Source organism: Devosia sp. LC5, from assembly GCF_000735585.1.
GTDB lineage: Bacteria > Pseudomonadota > Alphaproteobacteria > Rhizobiales > Devosiaceae > Devosia.
Map to the genome: position 1 here is coordinate 1 of NZ_JNNO01000021.1, position 25920 is coordinate 25920.

General features: G+C 61.6%; 19 protein-coding genes and 1 pseudogene. 12 read left to right on the forward strand and 8 right to left on the reverse strand.

All coding sequences use genetic code 11. From position 1 onward, the window contains the following. Positions 1-903: pseudogene (locus FF80_RS11885) on the forward strand (PIG-L family deacetylase); the annotation flags it as partial. Then, complete coding sequence (gene solA / locus FF80_RS11890) at positions 900-2072, forward strand: N-methyl-L-tryptophan oxidase (RefSeq protein WP_035100621.1); 1173 nt, start codon at positions 900-902, stop codon at positions 2070-2072. The pseudogene FF80_RS11885 and the gene solA, both read left to right, overlap by 4 nt. Before the next feature lie 81 nt (positions 2073-2153). Here solA and FF80_RS11895 read toward each other — a convergent pair whose 3' ends face one another. The 8 genes from FF80_RS11895 to FF80_RS11930 all read right to left on the reverse strand — a co-directional run bounded on the left by FF80_RS11895 (position 2154) and on the right by FF80_RS11930 (position 12682). After that, a complete protein-coding gene (locus FF80_RS11895) occupies positions 2154-4661 on the reverse strand; it encodes a PIG-L family deacetylase (RefSeq protein ID WP_035100623.1) in 2508 nt (835 codons plus the stop codon). 170 nt (positions 4662-4831) lie between these two features. Next, positions 4832-5902 (reverse strand): sn-glycerol-3-phosphate ABC transporter ATP-binding protein UgpC, encoded by a 1071-nt coding sequence (gene ugpC / locus FF80_RS11900; RefSeq protein WP_035100626.1) that lies wholly within the window; start codon positions 5900-5902, stop codon positions 4832-4834. 61 nt (positions 5903-5963) lie between these two features. After that, positions 5964-6956, reverse strand: a complete 993-nt coding sequence (locus tag FF80_RS11905) for a levansucrase (RefSeq protein ID WP_035100628.1) — start codon at positions 6954-6956, stop codon at positions 5964-5966. A gap of 23 nt (positions 6957-6979) precedes the next feature. Then, the gene (locus FF80_RS11910) at positions 6980-7858 is read right to left on the reverse strand and encodes a carbohydrate ABC transporter permease (RefSeq protein WP_035100630.1); all 879 of its coding nucleotides are present in this window, start codon (positions 7856-7858) and stop codon (positions 6980-6982) included. Continuing rightward, positions 7855-8943 (reverse strand): sugar ABC transporter permease, encoded by a 1089-nt coding sequence (locus FF80_RS11915; RefSeq protein ID WP_035100631.1) that lies wholly within the window; start codon positions 8941-8943, stop codon positions 7855-7857. Before FF80_RS11915 ends, FF80_RS11910 begins: the two co-directional genes overlap by 4 nt. A gap of 70 nt (positions 8944-9013) precedes the next feature. Beyond that, on the reverse strand, positions 9014-10267 hold the full coding sequence (locus FF80_RS11920) for an extracellular solute-binding protein (protein ID WP_052153450.1): 1254 nt from the start codon (positions 10265-10267) through the stop codon (positions 9014-9016). After that, complete coding sequence (locus FF80_RS11925) at positions 10264-11346, reverse strand: LacI family DNA-binding transcriptional regulator (protein ID WP_052153451.1); 1083 nt, start codon at positions 11344-11346, stop codon at positions 10264-10266. Before FF80_RS11925 ends, FF80_RS11920 begins: the two co-directional genes overlap by 4 nt. Positions 11347-11566: 220 nt before the next feature. After that, complete coding sequence (locus FF80_RS11930) at positions 11567-12682, reverse strand: PLP-dependent cysteine synthase family protein (RefSeq protein ID WP_035100632.1); 1116 nt, start codon at positions 12680-12682, stop codon at positions 11567-11569. Positions 12683-12894: 212 nt separating this feature from the next. Here FF80_RS11930 and FF80_RS11935 point away from each other — a divergent pair, with 212 nt between their 5' ends. The 10 genes from FF80_RS11935 (at position 12895) to FF80_RS11980 (ending at position 25741) form a co-directional block, all read left to right on the forward strand. Continuing rightward, positions 12895-14523 carry an MFS transporter gene (locus tag FF80_RS11935; RefSeq protein ID WP_035100634.1) on the forward strand — a complete coding sequence of 543 codons (1629 nt, stop codon included), beginning with the start codon at positions 12895-12897 and terminating at the stop codon, positions 14521-14523. A 169-nt stretch (positions 14524-14692) separates the two neighbouring features. Further along, on the forward strand, positions 14693-15439 hold the full coding sequence (locus tag FF80_RS11940) for a GntR family transcriptional regulator (RefSeq protein ID WP_052153452.1): 747 nt from the start codon (positions 14693-14695) through the stop codon (positions 15437-15439). An 89-nt stretch (positions 15440-15528) separates the two neighbouring features. Beyond that, on the forward strand, positions 15529-16458 hold the full coding sequence (locus FF80_RS11945) for a helix-turn-helix domain-containing protein (RefSeq protein WP_035100635.1): 930 nt from the start codon (positions 15529-15531) through the stop codon (positions 16456-16458). A gap of 110 nt (positions 16459-16568) precedes the next feature. Then, positions 16569-18080 carry an alpha-N-arabinofuranosidase gene (locus tag FF80_RS11950; protein ID WP_035100638.1) on the forward strand — a complete coding sequence of 504 codons (1512 nt, stop codon included), beginning with the start codon at positions 16569-16571 and terminating at the stop codon, positions 18078-18080. 414 nt (positions 18081-18494) lie between these two features. Then, a complete protein-coding gene (locus FF80_RS11955) occupies positions 18495-20420 on the forward strand; it encodes an ABC transporter substrate-binding protein (RefSeq protein WP_052153453.1) in 1926 nt (641 codons plus the stop codon). Positions 20421-20697: 277 nt separating this feature from the next. Beyond that, complete coding sequence (locus FF80_RS11960; RefSeq protein ID WP_035100644.1) at positions 20698-21702, forward strand: ABC transporter permease; 1005 nt, start codon at positions 20698-20700, stop codon at positions 21700-21702. A 6-nt stretch (positions 21703-21708) separates the two neighbouring features. Then, entirely contained in the window at positions 21709-22566 is an 858-nt protein-coding gene (locus FF80_RS11965; protein WP_035100645.1) for an ABC transporter permease, read from the forward strand. Positions 22567-22568: 2 nt separating this feature from the next. Next, positions 22569-23597 (forward strand): ABC transporter ATP-binding protein, encoded by a 1029-nt coding sequence (locus FF80_RS11970; protein WP_052153454.1) that lies wholly within the window; start codon positions 22569-22571, stop codon positions 23595-23597. Next, positions 23594-24517 (forward strand): ABC transporter ATP-binding protein, encoded by a 924-nt coding sequence (locus FF80_RS11975; RefSeq protein ID WP_035100648.1) that lies wholly within the window; start codon positions 23594-23596, stop codon positions 24515-24517. Before FF80_RS11970 ends, FF80_RS11975 begins: the two co-directional genes overlap by 4 nt. A gap of 273 nt (positions 24518-24790) precedes the next feature. Next, entirely contained in the window at positions 24791-25741 is a 951-nt protein-coding gene (locus FF80_RS11980; RefSeq protein WP_035100650.1) for a hypothetical protein, read from the forward strand. The last annotated feature ends 179 nt before the right edge of the window (positions 25742-25920 follow it).

Here is a 25920-nt window from a genome sequence, read left to right on the forward strand (position 1 = left end):
CCCACCGACCGCACCGTGGCCGTGCAATCCGACGCACCGCCACAAGCCATCGCGATTGAGGCTGCATCGGGTGTCGCGGTCACCCGTTCCGGCAACGGCTTCACCATCCGCGCCGACGCAAGTCTACCAGCCGGGCGGTTGACCCTGCCCGTGACGATCGACGGCGCCCCCGCCTACAACCTCACCCCGATCGCTTATCCGCATATCGGCCGCACGCACTTCGTCCGGCCACAAGCCCTCGATATTCTCGCGCTCGATCTTGTCCTCCCCCAATCCCGCATCGGCTATGTTGGTGGCGGCAGCGACCGGGTCGGTCTGTGGCTCGCCCGCATGGGTGCCGACGTCACCGAACTGGACGCCGCTGCCCTTGAAGGCGATCTGTCGGCATACGATACCATCGTCATCGGCATCTTCGCCTTTGGCACCCGGCCCGATCTTGCCCGCGCCGTTTCGCGATTGCATCGCTGGACAGAATCCGGCGGGCACCTGCTCACCCTCTACCATCGCCCCACCGATGGCTGGAACCCCGACGCGACACCGCCCCGCCGGCTGGTCATCGGCTCGCCGTCGCTGCGCTGGCGCGTGACAGACCCTGCCGCAGAAGTCAGCCTTTTGTTGCCCGATCATCCCCTTATGCTATCGCCAAACCGCTTGTCGGCTGACGATTTTCAGATGTGGAGCAAGGAGCGCGGGCTCTATTTCGCCTCAGAATGGGACGAGGCCTATCAACCCCTGCTATCCATGCATGACAGCGGTGAGCAGCCCCTTTTGGGCTCGCTGCTCAGCGCCCAGATCGGCCGGGGGCGGCATACCCATACCAGTCTCGTGCTGCATCACCAGCTCGACAAACTGGTGCCCGGCGCCTTCCGCATCCTTGCCAATCTGGTGCAAAAGTCTCGATGAATCAAAGCGTTGACGTCGTTGTTGTCGGCCTTGGCGCCATGGGCAGCGCCACCCTCTACCAACTCGCCAAGCGTGGCATTCGCGTCCTCGGCATCGATCGCTTCGTCCCGCCGCATGCCGAAGGCTCCACCCATGGCGAGACCCGCATCACCAGGCGCGGCATTGGCGAAGGCGAAACCTATGTCCCTCTCGCCGTTCGCTCCCACGAAATCTGGCGCGAACTCGAGGCCGAAACCGGCCAATCCATGCTGTTCGAAGTCGGCAGCATCGTCATCTCGCAGGCCGATGACAATGTCGAGCGCCCCGGCCGCACCGGCTTTATCCGGCGCTCCATTGCGGCAGCGCAACGCTATGGAATTGCACACGAAATTCTTGACGCCGGCGAGATCCGCCGCCGTTTTCCCAATCTTATCCCCGCTGGTGACGAGATTGGCTATTATGAACCCGGTGGCGGCTATCTGATGCCGGAGCGCTGTGTGGCGGCCAATCTGGACATGGCGCGGCGGCATGGTGCGACGATAAAGCTGGGCGAGATCGTCACCGCCATCACCCCCGATGGTTCGGGTGTATCGATCACGCTGGGCGGCGAGACTATCCGTGCGGGCCAGGCCATCGTTACAGCTGGCGCCTGGGCGGGCGGCTTGCTCGGCGCCCCGTTCGATCGGCTGCTGAAGCCGACGCGGCAGGTAATGCATTGGTTCGCCCTCGCGCCCGATGCGCCGCAGCAATGGCTGAATTCGCCGGTCTATATGTGGCCACATGGCGAGAAGGAGGACGGCTTTTTCTACGGCTTCCCAAGCCTTGATGGGATCAGCATCAAGACGGCGGATGAGTTTTACGGCGCGGCCAGCGATCCGAACGCCATCGACCGCAATGTCCCCCTGTCAGACTCGCATCGGATGCACGCCGCCCACCTTGCCGGACGCCTCGCAGGCGTGACAAATAATCCAATTAAAACAGCCACTTGCATCTATACGGCGACGTCGGACAGCGCTTTCCTAATCGACCGCCACCCCACTTCTGCCGCCATTCTGGTCGCCTCCCCCTGCTCGGGCCACGGCTTCAAGCACTCTGCCGCCATCGGCGAAAGCCTGGCGCAATGGGCCTTGGACGGCGCCTCGGGAATTGACCTTTCGGCCTTCGGCCTCGCCCGGTTCGGCCAGCCCTAAATGACAAGGCCCCCGATCGTGAGATCGGGAGCCTTGCCGGGAGGAGCCGGGCTATAGGGAGGCCTCTGCCCGGCTATGGGGTCAGCGCCGCGCCGGCTGGGTAAGATTGGCCAGCAGGCGGAAGGCACCGGGAACCAGTTTGTCGAGCTGGTGATGCAACACCAGGCTCGTATGGGTATGCCGCCCCTGTCCGATTTCGGCCGAGAGCAGCGAGCCCGTCAGCGGCTCCTCGCCGGAATCACTCATGGAAAGCAATGGCTTATAGGCTTCGTCCCATTCCGAAGCGAAGTAGAGCCCGCGTTCCTTGTCCCAGTTGGACCAGTCTTCCTCGGTCAGGACATTGGGATAATTGAGCAGCGGATGATCCGGCTCCAGCACCGTCACCACGGCATTGGCATCGGTCACCCGATAGCGGATCGAGGGCGAGCCGATCTTGAGGAAAGCCGGCGGCACCGCCTCCGGATCCCAGCCATCGGAGGGCCGATGATAGAGCGTCACCAGATGCCCGCCATTGTTCACCCATTCATGAATGCCCGGCAGCACCGCAACCAGATCAGGCCGCTTGCCAAAGGCAAAAATGCCCACGATCAGGGTATCAAGGTCGCGATAGGCCCCGGCCTCGATATCACCGGGTGCCAGTTCGGTGAGGTCGACGCCGAGGCGGCGCAGCCAGGTATGGACATTGTCATTGCCACCACTGACATAGCCGATCTTGGTATTCTCCGGCAGCGCCGCACCAACCGATTGCACCGGCACCGACACCAGCGTCGGCACCACCGATTTACCGATATGGGGATAGGAGAACGTGCTGATGGCGTAAGCCGGTTCACCCAGCAGGACCGGCTCGATGGCGATGCGCGCTGTGCCCAGATCGGCCGGCGGCGCCAGCTCGAACGTGCCAGCTTCCCGACCGGTTTCACCAGTGGGCTGCATGGACCAGCCATCAGGCAGGTCGAATGCCAGATCGCTTGTCGTGGCATTGGCGACTACGGCCGTCATCTCCACCGGAGCGATGTCCCGCTCGGTATTGAACACGACCGCATCGGGCTTGAGTTCGAGCGAGGCGGCCGGGATGACGCGCAGCGCATCTTCCAGATCGATGTCGAGCACCGTGGTCCGGCCGCCGATTTCAGCCGTCAGCCGCACAAAGGCGTCGCCATTGCCGCCCAGCGGATCGAACTGTTCCGTCAAGGGGTTAGTCAGTGCCGCATCAGCTGCGGCGGTGACCAATTCGCCTTCCTCGCCGGCCGTGCTGCTGAGCCCGTCGCGGCCGATAACCGCCACGGATTGCACCACGACATCCTCCGGCGCATCGACATCGGTCTTGACCAGAACCTCCTGACCAGGCCGCAGATCGGCGCCGTCGGTATAGGCGCGGACCTGCATGCCGGCAGCGGTGGCCAGAACCAGATCGATTTCCCTGACCTTGCGGTCGAGGCGATGGGCCACGGTGTCGACCAACTCGGCGGGCAATTGTGCACGGGCGGCGTCGATGGCGGCGCCGATTTCGATGACCTTGGCGACGACGGCTTTAGGATCGCCATAGTCGGCAATAGCCTCCTCGATCAGTCCCTGGGCATCGCGCAGGGCATCGGCTGCCGAGGCGGGCATGCCGTCGAGTTCGGCGATATGGCCCACGGTAGCGACCAGCCCATCGCGGATGTCGTTTTCCTGCTCCGGCGCTTCGCCGCCGGCAACGCGCGACAGGTTGAGCTGCCATTCGGTCTGCGGATCAGGACGCCACCTGCCCATGCCCTGCGTCAGGTGGCAGGAACGGGACCATTCGCCCATTTGCGGGAAGGTGGCGCCAGAAATCGGGTCGCGCGCCGGCGCCTTGACCACAAGCGTTGTCGGCGGGGGCGGAATTTCGTCGTCATAAACGCCGCCACCACCACCATAGGCGGGCAGATAGATCTTGGGTACGGTCCAGGGTTTTAGGCCGGCGGCGATCTGCTCGGGAAACTCCGCTTCATTGCCGGAAATGTCGGCCGTGATGAAGGTCGCGACCGTCGCGGCCCGGTGGTGGCCATGCTGGCCGGGCACGTCGAGGAAGCAGTTCATCACTATGTCGGGCTTATACTGGCGGAAGGCCCAGGTCATGCGTTCGATGACCCGGTCGCGGCCCCAGCGCGTGATCGTGGCATTAGGGTCTTTGGAAAAGCCGAAATCGTGCACGCTGTCATTGTGCCCACGGCCGCCAAAGGCAAGCGAAGCATCGAGCGAGCGCGAGGCTTCCTGCATTTCGCGGGTGCGCAGCACGCCGAGTACGGAACCGCGTTCGGGGCCAATGGTATTCTGCCCGCCCTCCCCGCGGGTGATGCAATAGAGCACCGGGCGGATGCCATAGACATGGCGCAAAGCGGCCAGCAGGCCGCTGGGTTCGTCATCGGGATGGGCGCCTGTGGTCATGAAGGTGACCGTGGACGTCAGGCGCTCAAGCTGGCGGTAGAGCTTGACGATTGCCGGTTCGCCCTTCTGGCTCGCAATCAAATCCAGATCCGATGCGGGCGCGGCCCAGGCCGGTATTTGCGTGGCCGCCAGCAATGGGGGCACCGATGCGACAAACGTTCGCCGGCTCATACGCGTCATGACGTTTCCTCTCTTCCTCTCCAAACGGACGCCGGCAGGCCTCAAACAGGCTCCGCATGACAGCCCAATGACAGGACTATGGGAGGGGGATTAACACAACTCAAGTATGTTAATCGGATGAAATGACGTGTTTTTCGCGTGAGGCGCAGATCGGGTTCGCGGCTTCCGCGCTAGACGGCGTTGCCCTCCGCGTTGAACAGGCAAATCTCGTCCGGATCGAAATTCAGAGCGATGTCGTCGTTGAGTGCAATTGCGACATCTCCGGCCAGGGCGGCGAGGACGGTTTCGCCACTGGGCAGGATGGCACTGATGATGGTTTCGTTGCCGAGGCGCTCGACCAGATCGACCTTGCCCGCGATGCGTTTGGTGCCATCCTTGAGCAATTGATGCGGGCGGACACCCAAGGTGAGGCTATCACCCTGCCCGATGCCATCACGGCGCGGCAGGGTGATAGGTTCGAGGGCTTCGGAGGCCAGGGTCATGGTATCGGCGGAAAGATCGGTGACCTTGACGGGCAGGAGGTTCATCTTGGGCGAGCCGATAAAGCCGGCGACGAAGAGATTGGCGGGCTTGTGGTAGAGCTCGAGCGGGGAGCCAACCTGCTGGACCACACCGCCATTGAGCACGACGATCTTGTCGGCCAGGGTCATGGCCTCGACCTGATCGTGGGTCACGTAGATCATGGTGGCGCCCAGGCTGTTGTGGAGCTTGGAGATTTCCGAGCGCATGTCGAGGCGGAGCGAAGCGTCGAGATTGCTCAGCGGCTCGTCGAACAGGAAAACGTCGGGCTTGCGCACGATGGCGCGGCCGATGGCGACGCGCTGGCGCTGGCCGCCGGAAAGCTGGGCCGGCTTGCGGTCGAGCAGGTGTTCCATCTGCAGGATGCGAGCGGCCTCCATGATCTTGGCGTCGCGCTCGGGTTTGGGCGTCTTGGCGAGCAACAGGCCGAAACCGACATTGTCGTACACGGTCATGTGCGGATAGAGCGCGTAGGACTGGAACACCATGGCGACGCCGCGATCGCGCGGCTGGACCTGATTGACGACGCGGTCGCCGATCTTGAGCTCGCCCTCGGTGATGTCCTCAAGACCGGCAATCATGCGCAGCAAGGTGGATTTGCCACAACCGGAGGGGCCGACAAAGACGACAAACTCACCGTGCTCGATCGTCAGATCGACGCCTTTAATGACATCGACCTTGCCGTAGCTCTTGTGGATATTGGTGAGGCTCAATCCGGCCATCGGAAATCTCCTGAGGGTGTGCGCCCCCGCCAGACGGCGGGAGCACAGGGCATTGGTTTGGTTAGACTTTGGCGCCGGGGGCGACCTTGTCGAGCTCGGTGTGCAGCAGGCCATCGGCATCGACGCGGACGGGGATGGGGTCGGAGACTTCGCCCACAAAAGTGCCGTCGGCAGCGTCGTGGATGAAGCCCATGAAGACCAGGCCATTATCGGTCTCGACGATCTTACCGGCATAGCGGCGGCCATTATGGCCGTCAAAGAAAGCGCCGGGAGCCACTTCCCAGGGGCCGAGCGGATCGTCAGCCATCAGGTAATGGGTGCCGCGGGTCGGCTTTTCTGGATTGAGATTTTTGTAAGCCTCGGACCAGTGCGTGCCATCGGTACAGAACAGCATGTACCACTTGGCGCCGACCCTGAAGACCTGGGGCACTTCCATCTGGCCGAACATGCCGCCGCGATAGACGGGCGGCTGCAGCGTCCAGGTGTTGAGATCTGGCGAGGTGGCAAAGCCGACCGAACCGCCGGCATTGGGCTCGGCAGTGCCGGGCACGCGGGCGACCATGTACATGATCCAGCCATCGCCATTGGGGTTCTTCATGACCCAGGGGTCGCGGAAGGCGCGGTCATGCCAATGGCCCGGGGTGTACTCCTCGTAGTCGGGACCAGAAATATCGAGCGCCAGGCCATTGCCGACGCGGGTCCAGTTGTGACCATCGCTGGAGGTGGCGTGGCCAATGCGCTGCTTCATGCCCTCTTCGGAGTGCTCGGTGCCGGTATAGAACAGATGCCAGAGCCCATTGTCGTCGCGCAGGGTCGAGCCGGTCCAGGTGGTCCAGTCATCCCAGGCTACCGGGTCGGCCGGCTTGAAGGTCGTACCAAGATGCGTCCAGTTGCTGAGGTCCTTGGACACGGCATGGCCCTGAGTCACATTGCGGTGACGCATATCGGGATGGGCCAGGGTGTTGTCGGCCTGCAGGAAATAGGCGTGGTAGTCATCGCCGTCGCGGTAGATCCAGAAATCCCAAATCCATTTGTCTTTCAGTGCGAGAACCAATTTTTCGTCTTTCGAAGTTGGGGTTAGCCTTTGATACCGGTCGAGGCGATGGACGAGATGAATGCCCGTTGCAGAACCAGGTAGAAGATGAGCACCGGCAAGGTGATGATGGAGAGGTAGGCCATCACTTCGCCCCAGGCGATGTTGAGCTGGAAGAAGTATTGCAGGCCCACCATGACCGGCCGGTACTGCTCGGACTGGGTGACCAGCAGCGGCCAGAGGTACTGATTGTACATGGCGAGGAATTTGAGGATCGCCGCGGTGGCAAAGACCGGCCCGGAGATCGGCACGATGACGCGCGTATAGACCTGAAACCAGGTGGCGCCATCGAGCCGTGCCGCCTCGATCAATTCGCGCGGCAGATCGCGGAAATATTGCACGAACAGGAAGATGGTGAGCGCATCGGCGAGGAAAGGCACGATCTGCACGTGGTAGGTATTGAGCCAGCCAAACTGCAGCCCACCGGCGCCGATCCAGGGCAGATTGTTGACCAGCATCAGCATGGGAATGGCGATGGTTTCGAACGGCACGATCAGCGTGGCGATCAGCACGGCAAGCACCACTTCCTTGCCCTTGAATTCGAGGAAGGCAAAGGAGAACGCCGCCATCGAGCAGATGAACAGCGCGCCGGCCACGGTGACCACCGTGATGACGACCGAATTGAAGATGAACAGGGCTACAGGCGCGCGGCGGAAGGCGGCCGCATAATTGTCGAAGGACAGGTCGCCCACCGGCAGGAAGGCAGCGATGGAGGCCGTGTCGCGCAGCAATTGCTGGGCCGGCTTGAACGAGGACACCACCATGAACAGGATGGGGAACACGAAGATCAGCGCGAAGACGACAAGCAGCAGATAGCGCAAAGCGGTGTTGACGCCGGTATTGGGGGAAATGACGGCGCTCATCGATTGCGCTCCCTGGTCAGATAGCGTTGGGCCATGGAGATGGTGAGAACTATCAGGAACAGGATGACCGAAATGGCCGAACCACCCGCGATATTCTGCTGGCCATAGCCGCGCTCGACCGCCTGGAACACCATGGTCTGGGTGGAATCCACCGGCCCCCCCCCGGTCATCACATCGATCTGGGAGAACAGGGAAAAGGCCTGCATGGTGATGACGATCAGGATCAGCACCGCTGTGTTGCGCAGGCCGGGCCAGGTGACATAGCGGAATTTCTGCCAGGTGGTGGCGCCCTCGATATCGGCGGCCTCATAGAGCGAAGCGGGGATGGTCTGCAGGCCCGATAGCCAGATGACCATATGGAAGCCGACGCCCTGCCAGACGGACATGGCTAGGATCGACCATAGCGCGGTGGCGGGATTGCCGAGCCAATCCACGGGCTTGAAGGCCCCGAAGCTGAGGAAGCCCAACATGTTGTTGAGCAGGCCGCTTTGGCCCGAATAAATGAAACGCCAGAGCAGCGACACGACGACGATGGAGACCACCACCGGCATGAAGTAAATGGCGCGGAAGATGTTGATACCCTTGAGCTTCTGGTTGATCAGCACCGCCAAGAGCAGCGCCAGGCCCGCCTGGATGGGCGCGACGAACAGCACGAAGAGGAAGGTATTGCCCAACGCCTTCATGAAGACGACGTCGCTGGCCAGCACATAGACCTTGGCGTCACCCCAGTTCCACGAGAGCCATTCACGCTTGCCGTCGAGCTGGGGATAGTCAGCATTATTGCGGGTATAGTCGCGCACCCGCGGATAGCTCAATTCGCCCGTGGCATCGCGAACCAGCGCGCCGGCTTCATCGGTTTCCGGCTGTAGCACCAATGTGCCAACGCCCAGCAATTGCTCGAAATTGCGCATCCCGACGAATTCGGTCGGATTGGGCGAAATCAGCCGCTGATTGGTGAAGGACAGGGTGAAGGCCAGAATGAATGGCACGATCAGGAACAGCGTGATCAGGAAAATCGCCGGACCGGCAAGCGACCATCCCGCCAGCGGGTGGTTTTGCAGGGATTTGGTGGGCGTGAGCTTCATCGGAGGCAAACCTTGCGGGGGATTTTGCCCATGGGCCCGCGGGTTGCGGGTCCATGGGCGGGAGGCGTGACTAGAAGCCGTAATTATTGTTGCGCTGGATATCGGCGTCGATGGCGTCGGTGGCGGCATCGAGCGTGTCAGCAACATCGGCGCCATTGGCGATGTCAGCGGCCAGCTTGATGAATTCGAGCGCGGCCACGACATAGCCCGGCGTTGCGGGGCGCAGCGTGCCCTGGGCCTTGCTCAGGTCATAAAATACGGCGAGCGGACCGCCGGGCTTGTAGTTTTCGGTCAGTTCGGCCGCCGAAGCGGTAGCCGGGATCAGGCCGAGGCCATTGGAGAATGCCGCCACATACTTGTCCTGAGTGGCAAACTCGATGAACGCGCTGGCACCATCCTGATGCTGGCTGGTAGCGGAGACGCCGAACTGCCAGGAGGCGGCACCGATCTTGGGGCCATTGCCGAAATCGGGCGCCGGCAGGAACAGCAGGTCGTCTCCGAAGGCTTCGAGTGCTGGCAGGGCATTCCACACGCCATTCCACTGCAGCGCATAGCGCCCGTCGATGAAACCCGTAGCGTGGTCGGCTGCCGTCTGGGAGGTGCCGGGGGCGTATTGGTTGGTGAACAGGCTCTGCCACCATTCGCCCCAGGCAATCGCTGCGTCGCCGTTCAGGGCACCTTCGGCCGTGGTGTAGGTGGTGCGATCCATGATGTCGCCACCAAAGCTCTGCAGGAAGGGGCTGAAAGCATAGGGGTACCACTCGCCGCGATCATCCATGGAGAGATCGAGCGGGAATTCGAACTCGCCAGTGGCCTTGAGAGTCTCGAGGGCGGCGTTGAATTCGTCCCCGGTCCAGGGCTGATCAAGCGTGGGGATACGGATGCCGTTTTCCTCGAGCACCGATTTGCGCGCAAACATGGCGACAGCAGCATCCCACAGGCCAACCGAATAGACCTGGTCCTTCCAAGTGCCGATAGTGCCCGGCAAAAAGCCATCGAGCGTGCCTTCGGATAGCTGCAGCGGCGCCAAATAGCCGGCCCAGGCCCAATTGGGCATGTTGGGGCCATCGACGTCGATAATGTCGGGCAAATTGCCGGCAACGGCGGCAGCAACGATAGTGTCGTTGTAGGCGCCCTGTGGAAACTGCTCGAGCTTGACCATCCAATCGCTCTGCGATGCGTTGAAATCGCTGATGACGGTGCCCAGGATTTCGCCTTCTGTCGGGTTGCCGGCGCCATGATACCACAGGCTCAATTCGGTCTGCGCCCAGGCGGGGGCGGTCGATATGGCCAGAATGCCGGCCAGGGTTGCGAGTTTTTTCACTGATCGTTCCTCCTCATTTGAAACGGGGTCACTACCTGGCTCAAATCGGCAACCGAGTTGCGCCAGGTGATAGGTCCAGCGACCCGTTCGATCACGGGTTCGTCGGATTGGGCGGTGCCGGCAATGAGGCGCAGCAGCCGATCGGCAGCGCGCGCACCCATGGCGGCATAGGCGAGCTCGATGCTCGTCAGAGTGGGGTGGAGATGCTCGGAGATGATGCGGTAATCATCGTAGCCAACGACCGAGATATCGCCGGGCACAGACAGGCCGCGCTCGCGCAGGATCGAATAGACGCGCATGGCCATTTTGTCGTTGGCGCAGCAGATCGCGGTGGGACGGTCGGGCAATGACAGCAGACGATCCAGCGCATCCCAGAGCAGGTCGAATTCATGGGCACGGTCGCTGAGGGCGCCGGTAATGGTCAGGGCGGGATCGACGGGAAGGCCGGCGGCCTGATGGGCGGTGCGATAGCCGGAAAGGCGCAGCCCGCGGGCAATCATGCGCTCGGGCAGCGTTAGATAGGCAATGCGGCGGTGGCCGCGGGCGATCAGGCCCTTGACCAGTTCGAATTGGCCGCCTTCGTCATCGGGCACGACGGACGGAGTGCCTTGACCATCGAAACAATTGGCCAGCACAACGTGGGTTTGGCGGGGATTGGGCGGCAATTGAATCTGCTGGTGGAATTCGGCGACGTGAATCAGTCCCTCGACGCGGTGCTCCAGAAAGGTCTGCGTCAGCTCGGGAATGCGCGACGCCTGGTTGCCTGTATCGGCGATGAGCAGCGTCATGCCGTGTTCGGCGAAAACACGCTGAGCGCCCTGCACGATATAGATGTCAGGCAGCCCAGCCGCCTCGAAGCCAGGGGAAAGGCTGATGGCGCCGGTGATCATGCCGATCAGACCCGTGCGCTGCGAGCGCATGGAGCGCGCGGCATTTGAGGGCACATAGGCGAGCTGGTCGATAGCGGCTCGCACCGCCTCGGCGGTCTTGGCATTGACCGGCGCATCGCCATTGAGCACGCGACTGACCGTCTTAGGGGAAACCCCGGCCGCTTTTGCTACGTCGTAGATCGTCGCCAAGGCGATCCTCCCCTACCCCGGCCAAGTGGCCGATTGCTCCTCTGCCGATGTCGCCTCGGCTATGACACCGATGTCATGACATCGGTGTCATATTTGCTTGATGGCAGGTGGAGAGTCAAGCGAGCGGGAAATGCGGCAGCATAGAGCAAGGCAGTGGCCGGCTTGTGGGTTGGCACAAATTGGGCACTAACCGGCCCCGGTCTCTACTTAACGGGGAGACTTATTTTGCGGCTGGCACAAAGGGGCCGCCATCAAGAAACGTCTCAAGCATCGTCACGTGAGGCGCGATATGGATACCTTTGGCGGCCAGCCATTCGTCATCGTAATAGGTGTCGGCATAGCGTTCGCCGCTGTCGCAAATCAGCGTGACGAGCGAGCCGGCCTGTCCCCTATTGCGCATCTGTGCCGCGGCCCAGCACATGCCGTAGAAATTGGTGCCGGTGGAGCCGCCGACGCGACGCGATAGGCGTTGCGACAGCACGCGCATGGCGGCAAGCGATGCAGCGTCGGGCACCTTGATCATCTGGTCGACGACTTCGGGCACGAAGGATTTTTCGACGCGCGGGCGCCCTACCCCCTCGATACGGGTCGGACAATCGCAGATGGCGTTGGGGTTGCCGGTGACCCAGCCTTCATAGAAGGCCGAGTGCTCGACATCGGCGACGCAGAGCTGGGTAGGATAACTGCGATAGCGGATATAGCGGCCGATGGTTGCCGAGGTGCCGCCTGTGCCGGCGCCCATGACAATCCAGCTGGGGATACAATGGGGTTCAGATTCCATCTGCCGGAAGATGGATTCAGCAATGTTGTTGTTGCCGCGCCAGTCGGTGGCGCGTTCGGCATAGGTGAACTGGTCGAGATAATGCCCACCGCTATCCCGGGCGAGACGCGCGGCTTCGTCATAGATGGTGGCAGCATCCTCTACGAGATGGCACTGGCCTCCGTGCTGGGTGATGGCCTCGATCTTGCGCGGGCTGGTCGTGGCGGGCAGCACGGCGATAAACCGCAGGCCAAGCAGGCGCGCGTAATAGGCTTCGCTGACGGCAGTGGAGCCGGAGGAGGCCTCGGTCAGCGTGACGCCCTCGGTGATCTTGCCGTTGCAGATACCGTAGAGGAACAGAGAGCGAGCCAGGCGGTGCTTGAGGCTGCCGGTGGGATGGGCCGATTCATCTTTGAAATAAAACGACTGGTCGGGCAAGCCCGAAAAGGGCAGCGAAATCAGATGCGTGTCGGCCGAGCGGCGACCTTCTGCCTCCAGGAGCGAAATAGCCCGGCAAGCCCAGGCTCGATCAACGCCCGCCGTCGAAACGGCGGCAAATCCGCGCGAACCTTCCATCACATCGCACCCTTCGCCAACTCACCCCATTAAGGTATTATATGCTTGTTTTTCTCGTCACTAAAGCATGTTTTTCTGATTTTTAGCATTATGTTAGAAATGTGAACCGAGGTGCAACAGCCGATAAATCTGGCCGTTCCGCGCGGGGACGGTTGATCCCGATGCAGGAAGCGGGTCTATATCAGGCATGAAAACCGTTGATCCGTTCACCCATGGCTGAGCGTCTGTCGCCGCTGGTTCCGCTGGAAAATGGAACCTTCCGCAATATCTGGGTCGCCAACCTGGTGTCGAGCTTCGGCGCGCTGATCCAGGGGGTCGGCGCGGCATGGCTGATGACCTCGATTGCCGACAGCGTGGACATGGTGGCGCTGGTGCAGGCCTCGACATCGCTGCCGATCATGCTGTTTTCGCTGCTCGGCGGCGCCATCGCCGATAGTTTCAATCGCCGGCGGGTGATGCTGACCGCGCAATGCTTCATGCTGGGCGTGTCGCTGCTATTGATGGCCGGTGCGTTTCTGGGGTTGATTTCGCCCTGGCTGCTGCTGGGTTTTACCTTTCTGCTCGGCTGCGGTACGGCGCTCAACAATCCGTCCTGGCAGGCATCGGTGGGCGATCTGGTGCCGCGCACGCAATTGCCGGCGGCGGTGACGCTCAATTCCATCGGCTTCAATATTTCGCGCAGTGTGGGCCCGGCTATTGGCGGCATTATCGTTGCGGTGGCGGGCGCGGCGGGAGCCTTTGCGCTCAATGCGCTGAGCTATCTGGGCCTGCTTTATGTACTGTTCCGTTGGCAGCCGCCGGTGGAGGCCAAACGCCTGCCCCGCGAGGGAATCGGCCCGGCCATGCTGTCGGGCATTCGCTATGTGGCGATGTCGCCAAACCTGCTGCGAATTTTGCTGCGCGGCTCGATTTTCGGGTTCACCGCGATTTCGGTGATGGCACTGCTGCCGGTAGTATCGGCATCGCAGTTAGCCGGCGGGCCGCTGACCTACGGCCTGATGCTGGGCAGTTTCGGGCTGGGTGCGGTCGGCGGAGCCTTGCTGAGCGGCCGGTTGCATGTGCGCTTCAGCAGCGAGGCGGTGGTGCGCATCGCCTTTGTCAGCTTTGCTTTGGCAGCCTTTGTCACGGGCGTCGGCACTTCGGTGTGGCTGACCTCGCCTGCATTGATGCTTGCCGGGGCGAGTTGGGTCTTGGCGCTGTCGCTGTTCAATGTCTCGGTTCAACTCTCATCGCCACGTTGGGTCGTGGGGCGAGCGCTGTCGCTGTACCAAACGGCAACGTTTGGCGGCATGGCGCTGGGTAGCTGGATCTGGGGCCTGGCGGCGGAAAGCTATGGGCTGGCGATTGCCTTTGGCGGGGCGAGCTTGCTGATGCTGGCAGGCGCCCTGCTCGGCCTGCGAATACCCCTGCCCCCACGAACCATGCTGGACCTCGACCCGCTCAATCGCTGGCAAGAGCCACATCTGGAGCTGGAATTGCAGCCGCGTAGCGGGCCGATCCTGATCCAGATAACGTACAAAATCCGGCCGGAAAACCTCACCGCGTTCATGGCGGCGATGGATGCGCGCCGTCGAATCAGGCGGCGGGATGGGGCGCGGCACTGGACGCTGTTGCGCGATCTGGGGCAGCCAAACCTGTGGACCGAAAGTTATCAAACACCGACCTGGACCGAGTATGTGCGGCACAATCTGCGGATGACCAAGGCGGATGCCGAAATCGGCGAGCAGGTGCGCGCGCTGCATGAGGGACCGGAGCCCCCGGCGGTGCAGCGGTTTGTGGAACGGCCAACCAATTGGTTCGAGATGGCCGGCACGCCCAAGAGTACCATCGACCATATCTGATCGCCTGGCCGGCGGCCGGCTAAATGCGACTGTGGATTTTAACGGTTTGTTGGGCAGCAGCATTGGCACTCGGCCGGATTCCATATCGCACCGAACGGGCGTGATATATCTGGGTGGCAGTGGAAAGCGACCCCGCCCTGATGAGGGCCGCGCCGAACGCGATAGACCCATGCCAATAGCCAAGATATTTGCCAGCGACGCTCGACCTGTGCCGGTTGTCCGGCGCAAACGAACCGACCTGATCGTCGAGGCGATCAAGCAGATGATCGTCGAACAGGGCCTCGGGCCGGGCGACCGCCTGCCCCAGGAAAAGGAGCTGATGGCGCAGTTCTCGGCCGGTAAAAGCACGGTACGAGAGGCACTGAAAGCCCTGGAAGTGCAAGGACTTATCAGCGTTCGTACTGGGCCAGGCGGCGGCCCATTCATCGCGCGGATGTCGGAAGGGCGGGCAATGAGCTTGCTGTCCAATTTTCTGTTCGCCAGGAACCTCACGATGGCGCATGTGCAGGCGATGCGTGCGGCGCTGGAGCCGTTGGCGGCGGTGAGCGCGATCGGGCACATTGACGAGGCTGGTTTCCGGCAACTCAATGCCATCCTCGCCGGGAACGAGAACCCGGAACTCGACTTTTTCGGCGTGGTGGCGGGCTATTCTGATAATCCGATGCTGGCCTTTACCTGCCGGTTTTTGCAACGTCTGATAAAGGAAGCCGAGCAGGACGGTTCGGTATCGCCGGGAGCCCCTGCTCCCCGGCTGCGCGAACTGCTCATGGCACTGCGACAGACGGACGATGCGGCCGTGCGCGCGCTGTTGACCCGGCATTTTGCCGATTTCAAGGGCGGGGAGACACGGGTGATGGAGCGGTTTCTTGCGGAGCCGGACTTGCCGGGGCGGACGCGGCGCAGGCATGACAGTTAAGCTGTAGGCCGGCCCAGCGCAATGCGGTTGATTGTATCAGCGATCCTGATAGACATGTTTATTCGCTTTGTTCCCGCTGAAAGTCCGTCATGAGCCGCAATTTTCTGGTCGTCGACCCCGAGGAAGGCATTGAGGTGCTCAAGGGACTCGCGTCGACAATCCGCATTCGGATTCTGAAGTTGCTGCATGTCGAAGGGTCGATGAATGGCAATGATATTGCCGAGAAACTGGGCCTGCCGCAGTCGACGATTTCAACCAATATCCAGGTGCTGGAAGCGGCCGGACTGATCCGCACGGAAACGCAGAAGGCGCGGAAGGGCAATCAGAAAATCTGCCATTCGATGTTCGATGAAGTGCTGGTGATGTTCAAGGAGGATATCTCCCCGCTCAAGTCGAACAGTATCGAAGTGGCCATGCCGCTTGGACTTTATACCAGTTGCGAGGTCTCGGCACCGTGCGGGCTGTGCTCGAGCGAGGGGATTATCGGGTTGCTCGATGTGCCCGATACTTTCCTTGATCCGGACCGGATGAAGACCGGGCTGATCTGGTTCACGCGGGGATATGTGGAATATCAATTTCCCAACAATGCCAAGCTGAGCCAGAATAAGATCGAGGCGATGGAATTTTCGATGGAGCTGAGTTCGGAAGTGCCCGGCACTTCGGCTGACTGGCCCAGCGACATCACGCTTTCGGTCAATGGTACGGAAATCGGCACCTGGACGTCGCCGGGGGATTTCGGGGATAAGCGCGGCGTCTATACCCCTGATTGGTGGAAATTGAAGGGCAGCCAATATGGCAAGCTCAAAAGCTGGCGCGTGATGCCGGACGGCACCTATGTCGACGGCGTCAAGATATCCCCGGTGTCGCTGGTGGACCTGGACCTGGCCAATCACCATTCTATCCGGCTGCGCATTGCGGTGAAGCCAGACGCTAAACACCCGGGCGGCATCAATATTTTTGGCCGCGGCTTCGGCAATTACGACCAGGAAATCATCATGCGGCTGCAGACGGAACGCTGATTTAGCCCTCACCTAATTTGTTTGCCCTGCCCCTTGCGCGACGCGCCCGACCTCGTTTACAACGGGGCAACTGATATAAATCAGAAAATCGGGATTGAAGGGAGGACCAAGTGAAGGCGTCCGTTACTGCGCATAAGGATTACACGATTTCGAAAATCGATGATCGTGTGTATGGGGCATTTCTGGAACATCTGGGCCGGGCGATCTATGAGGGCATTTATGAGCCCGACCACCCGACTGCCGATAAGGATGGCATGCGCGGGGATGTGGCCAAGCTGGTCAAGGACCTCAATGTACCGGTGGTTCGCTACCCCGGGGGTAACTTCGTTTCGGCTTATAATTGGGAAGACGGCATAGGGCCGCGCGAGCAGCGCCCTACCCGGCTGGACCTGGCCTGGCACACCTCGGACAGCAATGCCGTGGGCGTGCATGAATTTGCCGATTGGTGCGCCACCGTGGGCACCGAGATGATGCTGGCGGTGAACCTGGGTTCGCGCGGCGTCGATGAGGCGCGCAATTTCCTCGAATATGTGAACCATCCGGGCGGCTCCTACTGGAGCGACCTGCGCATCAAGAACGGCCGCAAGGAGCCGTGGAACGTCAAAATGTGGTGTCTCGGCAACGAGATGGACGGCCCCTGGCAGGTCGGCCACAAGGACGCGGACGAGTATGGCAAGCTGGCCGCCAACACGGCGCGCGCCATGCGCATGTTCGATAAATCACTGGAACTGATCGTGTGCGGCTCGTCCAATTCGGACATGGCGAGCTATCCCGATTGGGAGCGCATCGTGCTGGAGCATACCTATGATCACGTCGATCATATCAGCCTGCACATGTACTTTGCCAACCGCGACAGCAACACGCCGAACTATCTCGGCCTGAGTGAAAAGCTCGACACCTATATCGAGACGGTCGCCTCGACCATCAAGCAGGTCAAGGCCAAGAAGAAGTCCAAGCGCGACGTCTATATTTCCTTCGACGAATGGAACGTCTGGTACCATTCCAACAAGAAGGATCGCGAGATCCTGGACGGCAATAGCGGCTGGCCGCATGCCCCGGGCCTGCTTGAGGACATCTACAATTTCGAAGACGTGCTGATGGTGGGGTTGATCCTCAACACCTTCATCCGCCGCTCGGACGTGGTGAAAATCGCCTGTATCGCGCAGCTGGTGAACGTGATCGCGCCGATCATGACGGAAAAGGGTGGCCCCGCCTGGGCGCAGACCATCTATTACCCGTACTTCTTCGCTTCGGTGTTCGGCCGCGGTACCGCCTTGCAATTGCTGGTCAATTCGCCCGGCTATGAGACGACGCATGCGGCAGACACCCCGTTTGTCGACGTTTCGGGTGTGCATAATGAAGAGGAAGGCACGCTGAGCTTCTTCCTCGTCAACCGGCACACCAGCGAAAGCATCGAAACAGAAGTCAGCCTGCAGGGCTTTGGCGCCGGCACGGTGATCGACCACCAGGTGATGACCCATCCCGACCTCAAGGCGGTCAATACCGCCAAGAAGCAGGATGAAGTGGCCCCGCGCAAGGGCACTGGCGCCAAGATTGCCGATGGCAAGTTGAGCGTGACGCTGCCGCCCTATTCGTACCAGATGGTGCGCGTGAAGATCTGAGGCGCGCGGGGATAACCGGGCGCTACACGGCGCAATCTGGCTCCGGCCCCGGGCGGAAATGCCTGGGTCCGGGGCCGCCGCCCCTCTGTTGCGGCACGCGGCGGCGAGAAGACAATGTACGGCAAAACTGCCCTCGCATGACATTCGATGCCGCATGGCCCAGAGCAGCCATGGGCTAGCAGAGTGCTAACATCGAGAACCGCTAAAGCGCCTCTCGCGACACCACAAAAGGGCACATCGGAGCTGATGTACCCTTTCATATTGTATATCACGATTTCGGATTTACATCAGTTAGTACGTTGACAATGACAGGCGGTTGAGTAGCATGTCGGACGAGCGCCGGAGGGCGCCAAGTTGGAATGCTGGAGGCATTTCAGCCGACGTGCTGGAGGGCACGCCACAAGGGAGGATCAAATGGATAGACGTAGCTTTATGATGGGCACGGCGGTCAGCGCGTTGCTGCTGGCGAGCAAGGGCCTGGCCTTCGCACAGGAGGCCGAAGGGGTCGCGCCGGACCTGGCACAATTCCCGCGCAACGAGACTGTCATCGTGCACAACCCCGAGGGGATCATCCGCAATCCGGGTTGGTTCAATCCATGGGTTGTCGGCGCCGGCAATGGCACCAGCAATGGCCTGCACCAGCTGACCACGGACACGCTCTGGCTGATCGACCCCGATGCAGGCGTTGCTGGCGCGAGCGAGAACGCCATCTACAATTCACTGGCCGACGATCTCTGGCAGTATAACGAGGACTTCACGGAAATGACCGTGAAGCTGAAACAGGGCATCACCTGGAGCGATGGCGTCGATTTCACTGCCGACGACGTGGTCTACACCGTCGAAAAGCAGAAGGCGACGCCCGGCACCCCGTTCAATGGCGCGTTCACCGCGCAGGTCGCTTCGGTCGAAGCAACCGATCCCTATACCGTTCACTTCAAGCTCAACGCCTCCAATTCGCGCTTCCACACGCTGTTTTCGGTGCGCTGGACCGGCGCCTGGATCATGCCCAAGCATGTGTTCGAGAAGGTCGAGGACATTCTCAGCTTCGACAACAATCCGCCGGTCAGCCTTGGGCCCTATACGCTGCATTCGTTCGATCCGAACGGCACCTGGTATATCTGGGAAAAGCGCGCCGACTGGGAAAAGACCGCACTGGGCATGGTGGGCGAACCCAAGCCGCGCTTCATCATCTATCGCAACAATATGTCCCCGGATAACCGGCTGATCGAGATGCGCAATGGCAATCTCGACATGGTGCATGACCTGACGCCGGAAGCCACATTCTCGGTGGTGGCGCAGGACCCGCAGATCAAGGGCTGGTTCCCCGGCTTCCCCTATGCCCATCCCGATCCGACGCTGGTGATGGCGATCTTCAATCACCAGAACCCCAAATTCCAGGACAAGCGCGTACGCTGGGCCCTGACGCTGATGCTCGATGCGCGCGCCATGTCGATGGCCAGCTATCGCGGCGCGGCGACGCTGTCGGCGATTTCGGTGCCGCCGACCGGCACCCATCCGCGCGATTATCACGGGCCGCTGCAGGAGTTTCTGACCAATTACGAGATCGACACCGGCACCAGCAAGGTCAAGCCCTATGACCCTGACATCGGGTTGCAGATCGCCGAGATGGTGCGTCCGCAATTCGGCGAAGCGGTGCCGAGCGACGAAACCGCCATCCGCAATGCCTTTGGCTATGGCTGGTGGAAGCAGAACATCCCGGCGGCCGAGGAATTGCTGACCGCTGCCGGCTTTACCAAGAACGGCAATCAGTGGATGCAGCCGGATGGCCAGCCTTTCACCTTCTCGGTGATGGTGCCGACCGATGGCGTGGTCAACCGGCTGGGCTCGATCATTGCCCAGACCTGGGCGCAGAATGGCGTGCAGGCAGAAGTGGAAGCGGCCTCGGACACCTGGGATCGCCAACGCGTCGGCAATTACGAAGTCAATATTGCCTGGGCGGTGGAAACCTGGGGCGGTCACCCCGATCTCAGCTTCTTCCTCGACAGCTATCATTCCGCCTATGTGGTCGAGCCCGGCGCTTCGCAGCCCGACCGCAACTGGATGCGCTGGAAGGATCCGCGGCTCGACGAAATCATCGAGAAAATCCGCGGCATCGACTTCAACGATCCCAAGGGGATCGAATATGGCACGGACTTCGTCAAGCTCCACCTCGAGGAGATGCCGAACATCCCGATCATGGCCTATAACGTGTTCTCGCTCCAATCGACCCGTTACTGGACCGGCTGGCCGAACGCGGAAAACAACTACGCCAATCCGGTGACCAATTGGTCGAACGGGCGGTACATCTTCACCCAGATCACGCCTGCTGCAGGCGCGTAAGAGCCTCCCCGGTGGCTCGGCCCACGGGCCGGGCCGCATGGGGATGAATGTGTGGGGGCAGCGATGCGTCCGCGAGGAGCAAACGGCACCTCCCTTCGACGGGGAGGCCGGGCGGGGTGACTGCTGGATCGCGTTTGCGGAAGCACACCCCCACCCTGCTCGATCACGGACTTAGCTGAAGCTAAGTCCTATCTCGCTTCCCTCCCCACAAGGGGGAGGGTGAACCCGGTGGGCAGGCGAGAGGGTAGCCGACTGGGAGGTCGGTGAAGGAGTTTGAATGCATAGCTATCTATGGTTTGTCGGCAAGCGCATCCTGCAATTGCTTGCGGTTATCTTTTGCGGGGTTTCGGCGACGTTTCTGGTGACGCATCTGTCCCCGATCGATCCGGTGGAACAGGTGCTGGGGCGATTGTCGGCTCGCTCGAACCTGTCGCCCGAGGCCATTGCCTCGACCCGCGCGGCGCTGACCGAACTCTATGGTACCGGTCAGCCGATCGTGACCCAGTATTTCAATTTCTGGATGCGCCTGCTGCGCGGCGACCTGGGCCCGTCGCTGCTGGCCTTTCCCACGCCATCGATGGAACTGGTCGCCCGCGCCCTGCCCTGGACGCTGGGCCTGTTGACCACCTCGACGCTGATCACCTTCATCATCGGCAATCTGTTTGGCGCGCTGGCGGGCTACAATCCCGATAACCGGTTTTTCCAGGCCTTCGGCATCGTCGCCATCGCCGTGCAGCCGATCCCCTATTATGTGGTGGCCTTCATCCTCCTGGTCATTTTCGGCTTCCTGTGGCCGGTGCTGCCCATTTCGGGCGGCTTTGCCATGGATGTGCGGCCGGGACTGACGCTGACCTATATCGGCTCGATCCTGCAGCATTCCATCCTGCCGGCGCTGTCGCTGGTGCTGGTCGGATTTGGCGGCTGGTTCCTGGGCATGCGGGCGCTGGTGTCCAATATCGTCAACGACGATTACGTGACCTATGCTGAACTGGGCGGGGTGAGCCGGCGGACCATTGTGGATGCCTATGTCATCCGCAATGCCATGGTGCCGCAATTGACGGCGCTGGCAATGGCGCTGGGCGGGGTGTTTTCGGGCACCGTCATCACCGAGCAGGTGTTCAACTATCCTGGCATCGGCTCGCTGCTGATCGATGGGGTGAACTATGGCGATTATTCGCTGGTGCTGGCGGTATCGACAGTCTCGATCACCGCGGTGGCCCTGGCGATCTTCATCGTCGACCTGCTGCATCCTTTGCTCGATCCCCGCGTGCGGACGGAGTAGGCCCCCATGTTTGCAGTGTTTCGCGACCTTATCCGCTATAATCTGGAATTCACCATCGGGCTGATCCTCGTCGGGTTCGTGGTGATTTTCGCCGCGCTGAGCTTTTTCTCGCCGGTCGATCCGACGTTGATCTACATGACGATTCCCGACCAGCCGCCTTCGGGCCAGTACTGGTTCGGCACCAATTCGCGCGGGCAGGACCTGTTCTGGCAGCTGTCGGCCGCGTTCAAGAACAGCCTGATCTTCGGCATTACCGTGGCCGTGCTGAGCCGCATCATCTCGATCGCGGTGGGCCTGCTGAGCGGCTATGCCGGCGGGTGGGTGGACCGGGTGCTGATGTTCATCAACGACATCTTCGTGGCCGTGCCGATCTTCCCGATCCTGGTGCTGTTCTATTTCGTGCTGCGCAACAGCCTCGACAGTTTCACGCTGGCGCTGATCATGGCGTGTTTCGGCTGGCCGTTCGACGCGCGGTTGATCCGCTCGGTGGCGCTGGGGCTCAAGCATCGCGAATTTACCCGGCATGCCGTATTTGCCGGCATGAGCACGAGCAAGGTGCTGCTCGAAGAGCACCTGCCCTATGTGATGCCGATCGTGTTCGCCACCTTCATGAACAATATGCTGTGGTCGATTGGGCTGGAAGTGACCATGGCGGTGCTGGGCTTCACCAATCTCAACAATCCCACCATCGGCACGGTGCTGTATTGGGCCAATTCCCACTCGGCCATGATGGTGGGCGTGTGGTGGTGGATCCTCATTCCGGTGGTGCTGATCGTCATCACTTTTATCGGGCTGTTCCTGCTGGCCATGTCGATGAACGAATATATCGACCCGCGCAGCCGCCTTCGCCGTATGGGAGCTTGATGATGGCCAATGAAATCCTGACCGTCGATGGGCTCAAGGCCTATTATCAGATGAATTATTACGGCGTGCAGCGCGAAGTGCGGGCCGTCGACGACATCACCATGAGCATCAAGCGCAATGAGGTTTACGGCATTGCGGGGGAAAGCTCGTCGGGCAAGACCTCGTTCATCAAGGTGCTGGCGGCGGCGATGCGGCCGCCGTTCCGGGTGGTGGCAGGCTCGGTCAAATACGACTTCAAGGGCCACCCGATCGATGTCGCTACGGCCAGCGACAAGCAGATCGAGGCGGTGCGCTGGAAGCATCTGAGCTACATCATGCAGGGCTCGATGAGCGTGCTGAACCCGGTGCGCCGGATCGGCAAGACGTTCGAGGATTTTGCGGCCAAGCCGCTGGGGCTGTCGGGCGATGCGTTCAAGCAGCGGGTGATCGGGCATCTGGACAGGCTCAAGCTGTCGCCGGATGTGCTCAGGGCCTATCCGCATGAGCTATCGGGCGGCATGCGGCAGCGCGTGACCATTGGGCTGGCGACGGTGTGCCACCCCGAATTCATCATTGCGGACGAGCCGACCACGGCGCTGGACGTGGTGGTGCAGAAGGAAGTGCTCAGCCTGATCCGCGATATTCAGAAGGAAATGGGCGCCTCGGTGGTGTTCGTGACGCACGACATGAGCGTGCATGCCAATGTGGCCGATCGCGTGGGCATTATCTATGCCGGGCGGCTGGTGGAGGAAGGGCCGACGCGCGAAATGTTCTTCGCGCCCAAGCATCCCTATACGGCCCATCTGGTGGCCAGCCTGCCGCGCATTGGCGATACGGCGCAGCGCCCGGCGCTGGAGGGGCGGCCGCCGAGTCTGGCGTCACCGCCGGCGGGGTGCCGGTTTCATCCGCGGTGCCCGCTGGCCGTGGACAAATGCAAGACCGAGGTGCCGCCGATGGAAACGGTGGGCAAGGATCATCGCACCGCCTGCTGGCGCTGGAAGGATGTGGAGCCGCTGGTGGCGCCCCATGCAAGCCACGGGGTGATGGTATGAGCACACTGCTGGATATCAACAATGTCTCCAAGCAATTCACCATGGGCGGGTTGCTGTCGCGCAAACTGGTCAATGCCGTGGAGGGCGCGAGCTTTTCGCTGAGCGTCGAAAAGCCTGAGATTTTCACCATTATCGGGGAGAGCGGGTCGGGCAAGACGACGCTGGCGCGGATGATCCTGGGGCTGGAACTGCCCAGCAATGGCACGATCAGCTTTCGCGGCAAGACGGTGAGCGCCAAGGTGAGCCGGGCCGAACGGCTCGAATTCATGGCCAATGTGCAGCCGGTGTTCCAGAACCCGTTCGAGGCGTTCAACCCGCTCAAGCGGATCGACCGGTACCTCGAATCCACGGCGCGGCGGTTTTTGAAACTGCGGGACCGGAGCGAACTGGACCGGGCGATGGACGGGGCGCTGCAAAAAGTGGGGTTGAGCCTTGCCGAAGTGAAGGGGCGCTATCCGCATGAAATGAGCGGCGGGCAACTTCAGCGCGCGGCCATTGCGCGGGCGCTGATCCCCAGTCCGCCGCTGCTGATTGCGGACGAGCCGGTGTCGATGGTGGATGCCAGCCTGCGCATGAGCATTGTCAACCTGCTCAAGAGCCTGCGGGATGACCTGAAAGTGTCGGTGATCTACATCACGCACGATCTGGCGACGGCCTATTACATTTCCAACCGCATCATCATCATGCAGCGCGGGCGGATCGTGGAAATGGGCGATGCGCGGACGGTGCTGGATAATCCCGAGCATCCCTATTCGCGGCTGCTGAAAGCCAGTGTGTTGAGCACGGAAGATGCGGGCGACGGGAAGCTGGCGACGGACCGGGAGATGGTGAGTCGCGCCAATGGCTTGGTGGGGGTTGCGGGCAGATTGGTTGATCGGCCGGATGGGCGGTCGGTGCGGGTTTATGAGGGGGCTAGCTAAGGCACGCCCCTGCTAAGGGCGCGGTCGGTTGGTGTATGAGGGGCTGGTATTGGGGCTCTCGCCACCCCACCCTGCCCTCCCCATCAAGGGGAGGGTGACATCGCGTTCTGGGCAGCATGTTGGCACTTCCACTGAGCGGCACCTCCCCCTTGATGGGGGAGGCTGGGAGGGGGTGGGGGAGCCACGGAGCGTAGTGTTTCTTACCTTCCCCCCTTGCGGGAGAGGGTGCCCGGAGGGCGGATGAGGGGTGACGACTGAAACACCGGAGGCAAAATGAGCGCACCGATCTATCGTGATCCCGTTGCCGATGGGGCGGCGGATCCGACGGTTATTCGCAAGCAGGGCACGGACGAGTGGTGGATGTTTTACACCAACCGGCAGCCGGCGGCGGAGGGGCCGAATTTTACCTGGATCCATGGCTCGCCGATCGGGGTGGCCGTCTCCACCGATGATGGAGCGAGCTGGCATTATCGCGGGACGGTCAAGGGGCTGGATGACCCCAGGGATGCAGGGCAGACCAATACGCATTGGGCGCCGGAGGTGATCTGGGCCGAAGGCGAGTATCACATGTGGCTGAGCTACATTCCCGGGGTGCCGGATAATTGGCCGGGCGTGCCGCGGACGATCACGCATTTTACCAGCCCCGATCTCGAGACCTGGACGCGGGTGGGGCCGCTGACGCTTAATGGGCCACGGGTGATCGACGCCTGTGTGCTCAAGTGCCCGGATGGGCTATGGCGCATGTGGTACAAGGACGAGGATGCCGGCTCGAGCACCTGGAGCGCGGTGAGCACGGATCTCTATATCTGGCGGCAGGAGGGGCTGGTGCTGCCCGGCTCGCCAGATGCGCCGCCGCATGAGGGACCCAATGTGTTCGTGCTGGGCGGCTGGCACTGGCTGATCGTGGATGAATGGCGCGGGCAAGGCGTGTACCGGTCCAAGGATGCGGTGAACTGGGAGCGGCAAGGGATTATCGGGGGTGAACCGGGCGCCGATCCGATGGATGTCCGCTTCCTGCGGCATGCCGATGTGGTCGTGGTGGGCGAGTATGGGGCGCTGTATTATTTCACCCATCCCGAATGGGACGAGACGCAGGACAAGGCCGGGCCGCCGGACGTGGCGGCACGGAAGACGGCCGTGCATCACGGGCGGCTGAGCGTGGTGGATAATGTGCTGGTGTTTGAGCGGGATGTGGCGGCGGGATTGGCGCTGCTAAGGGGTTAGAAGCTCCCGGCATTGGGGCTCTCGCCACCCTTCCCTAGCCCTCCCCATCGAGTATTTGGCAGTATTTTGCCACATCCATCGGGCGGCACCTCCCCCTTGATGGGAGAGGTTGGGAGGGGGTGGAGGGAAGCCACAATCGTCGAGTGTGCGGAAGCATACCCCCACCCTGCTCGATTACG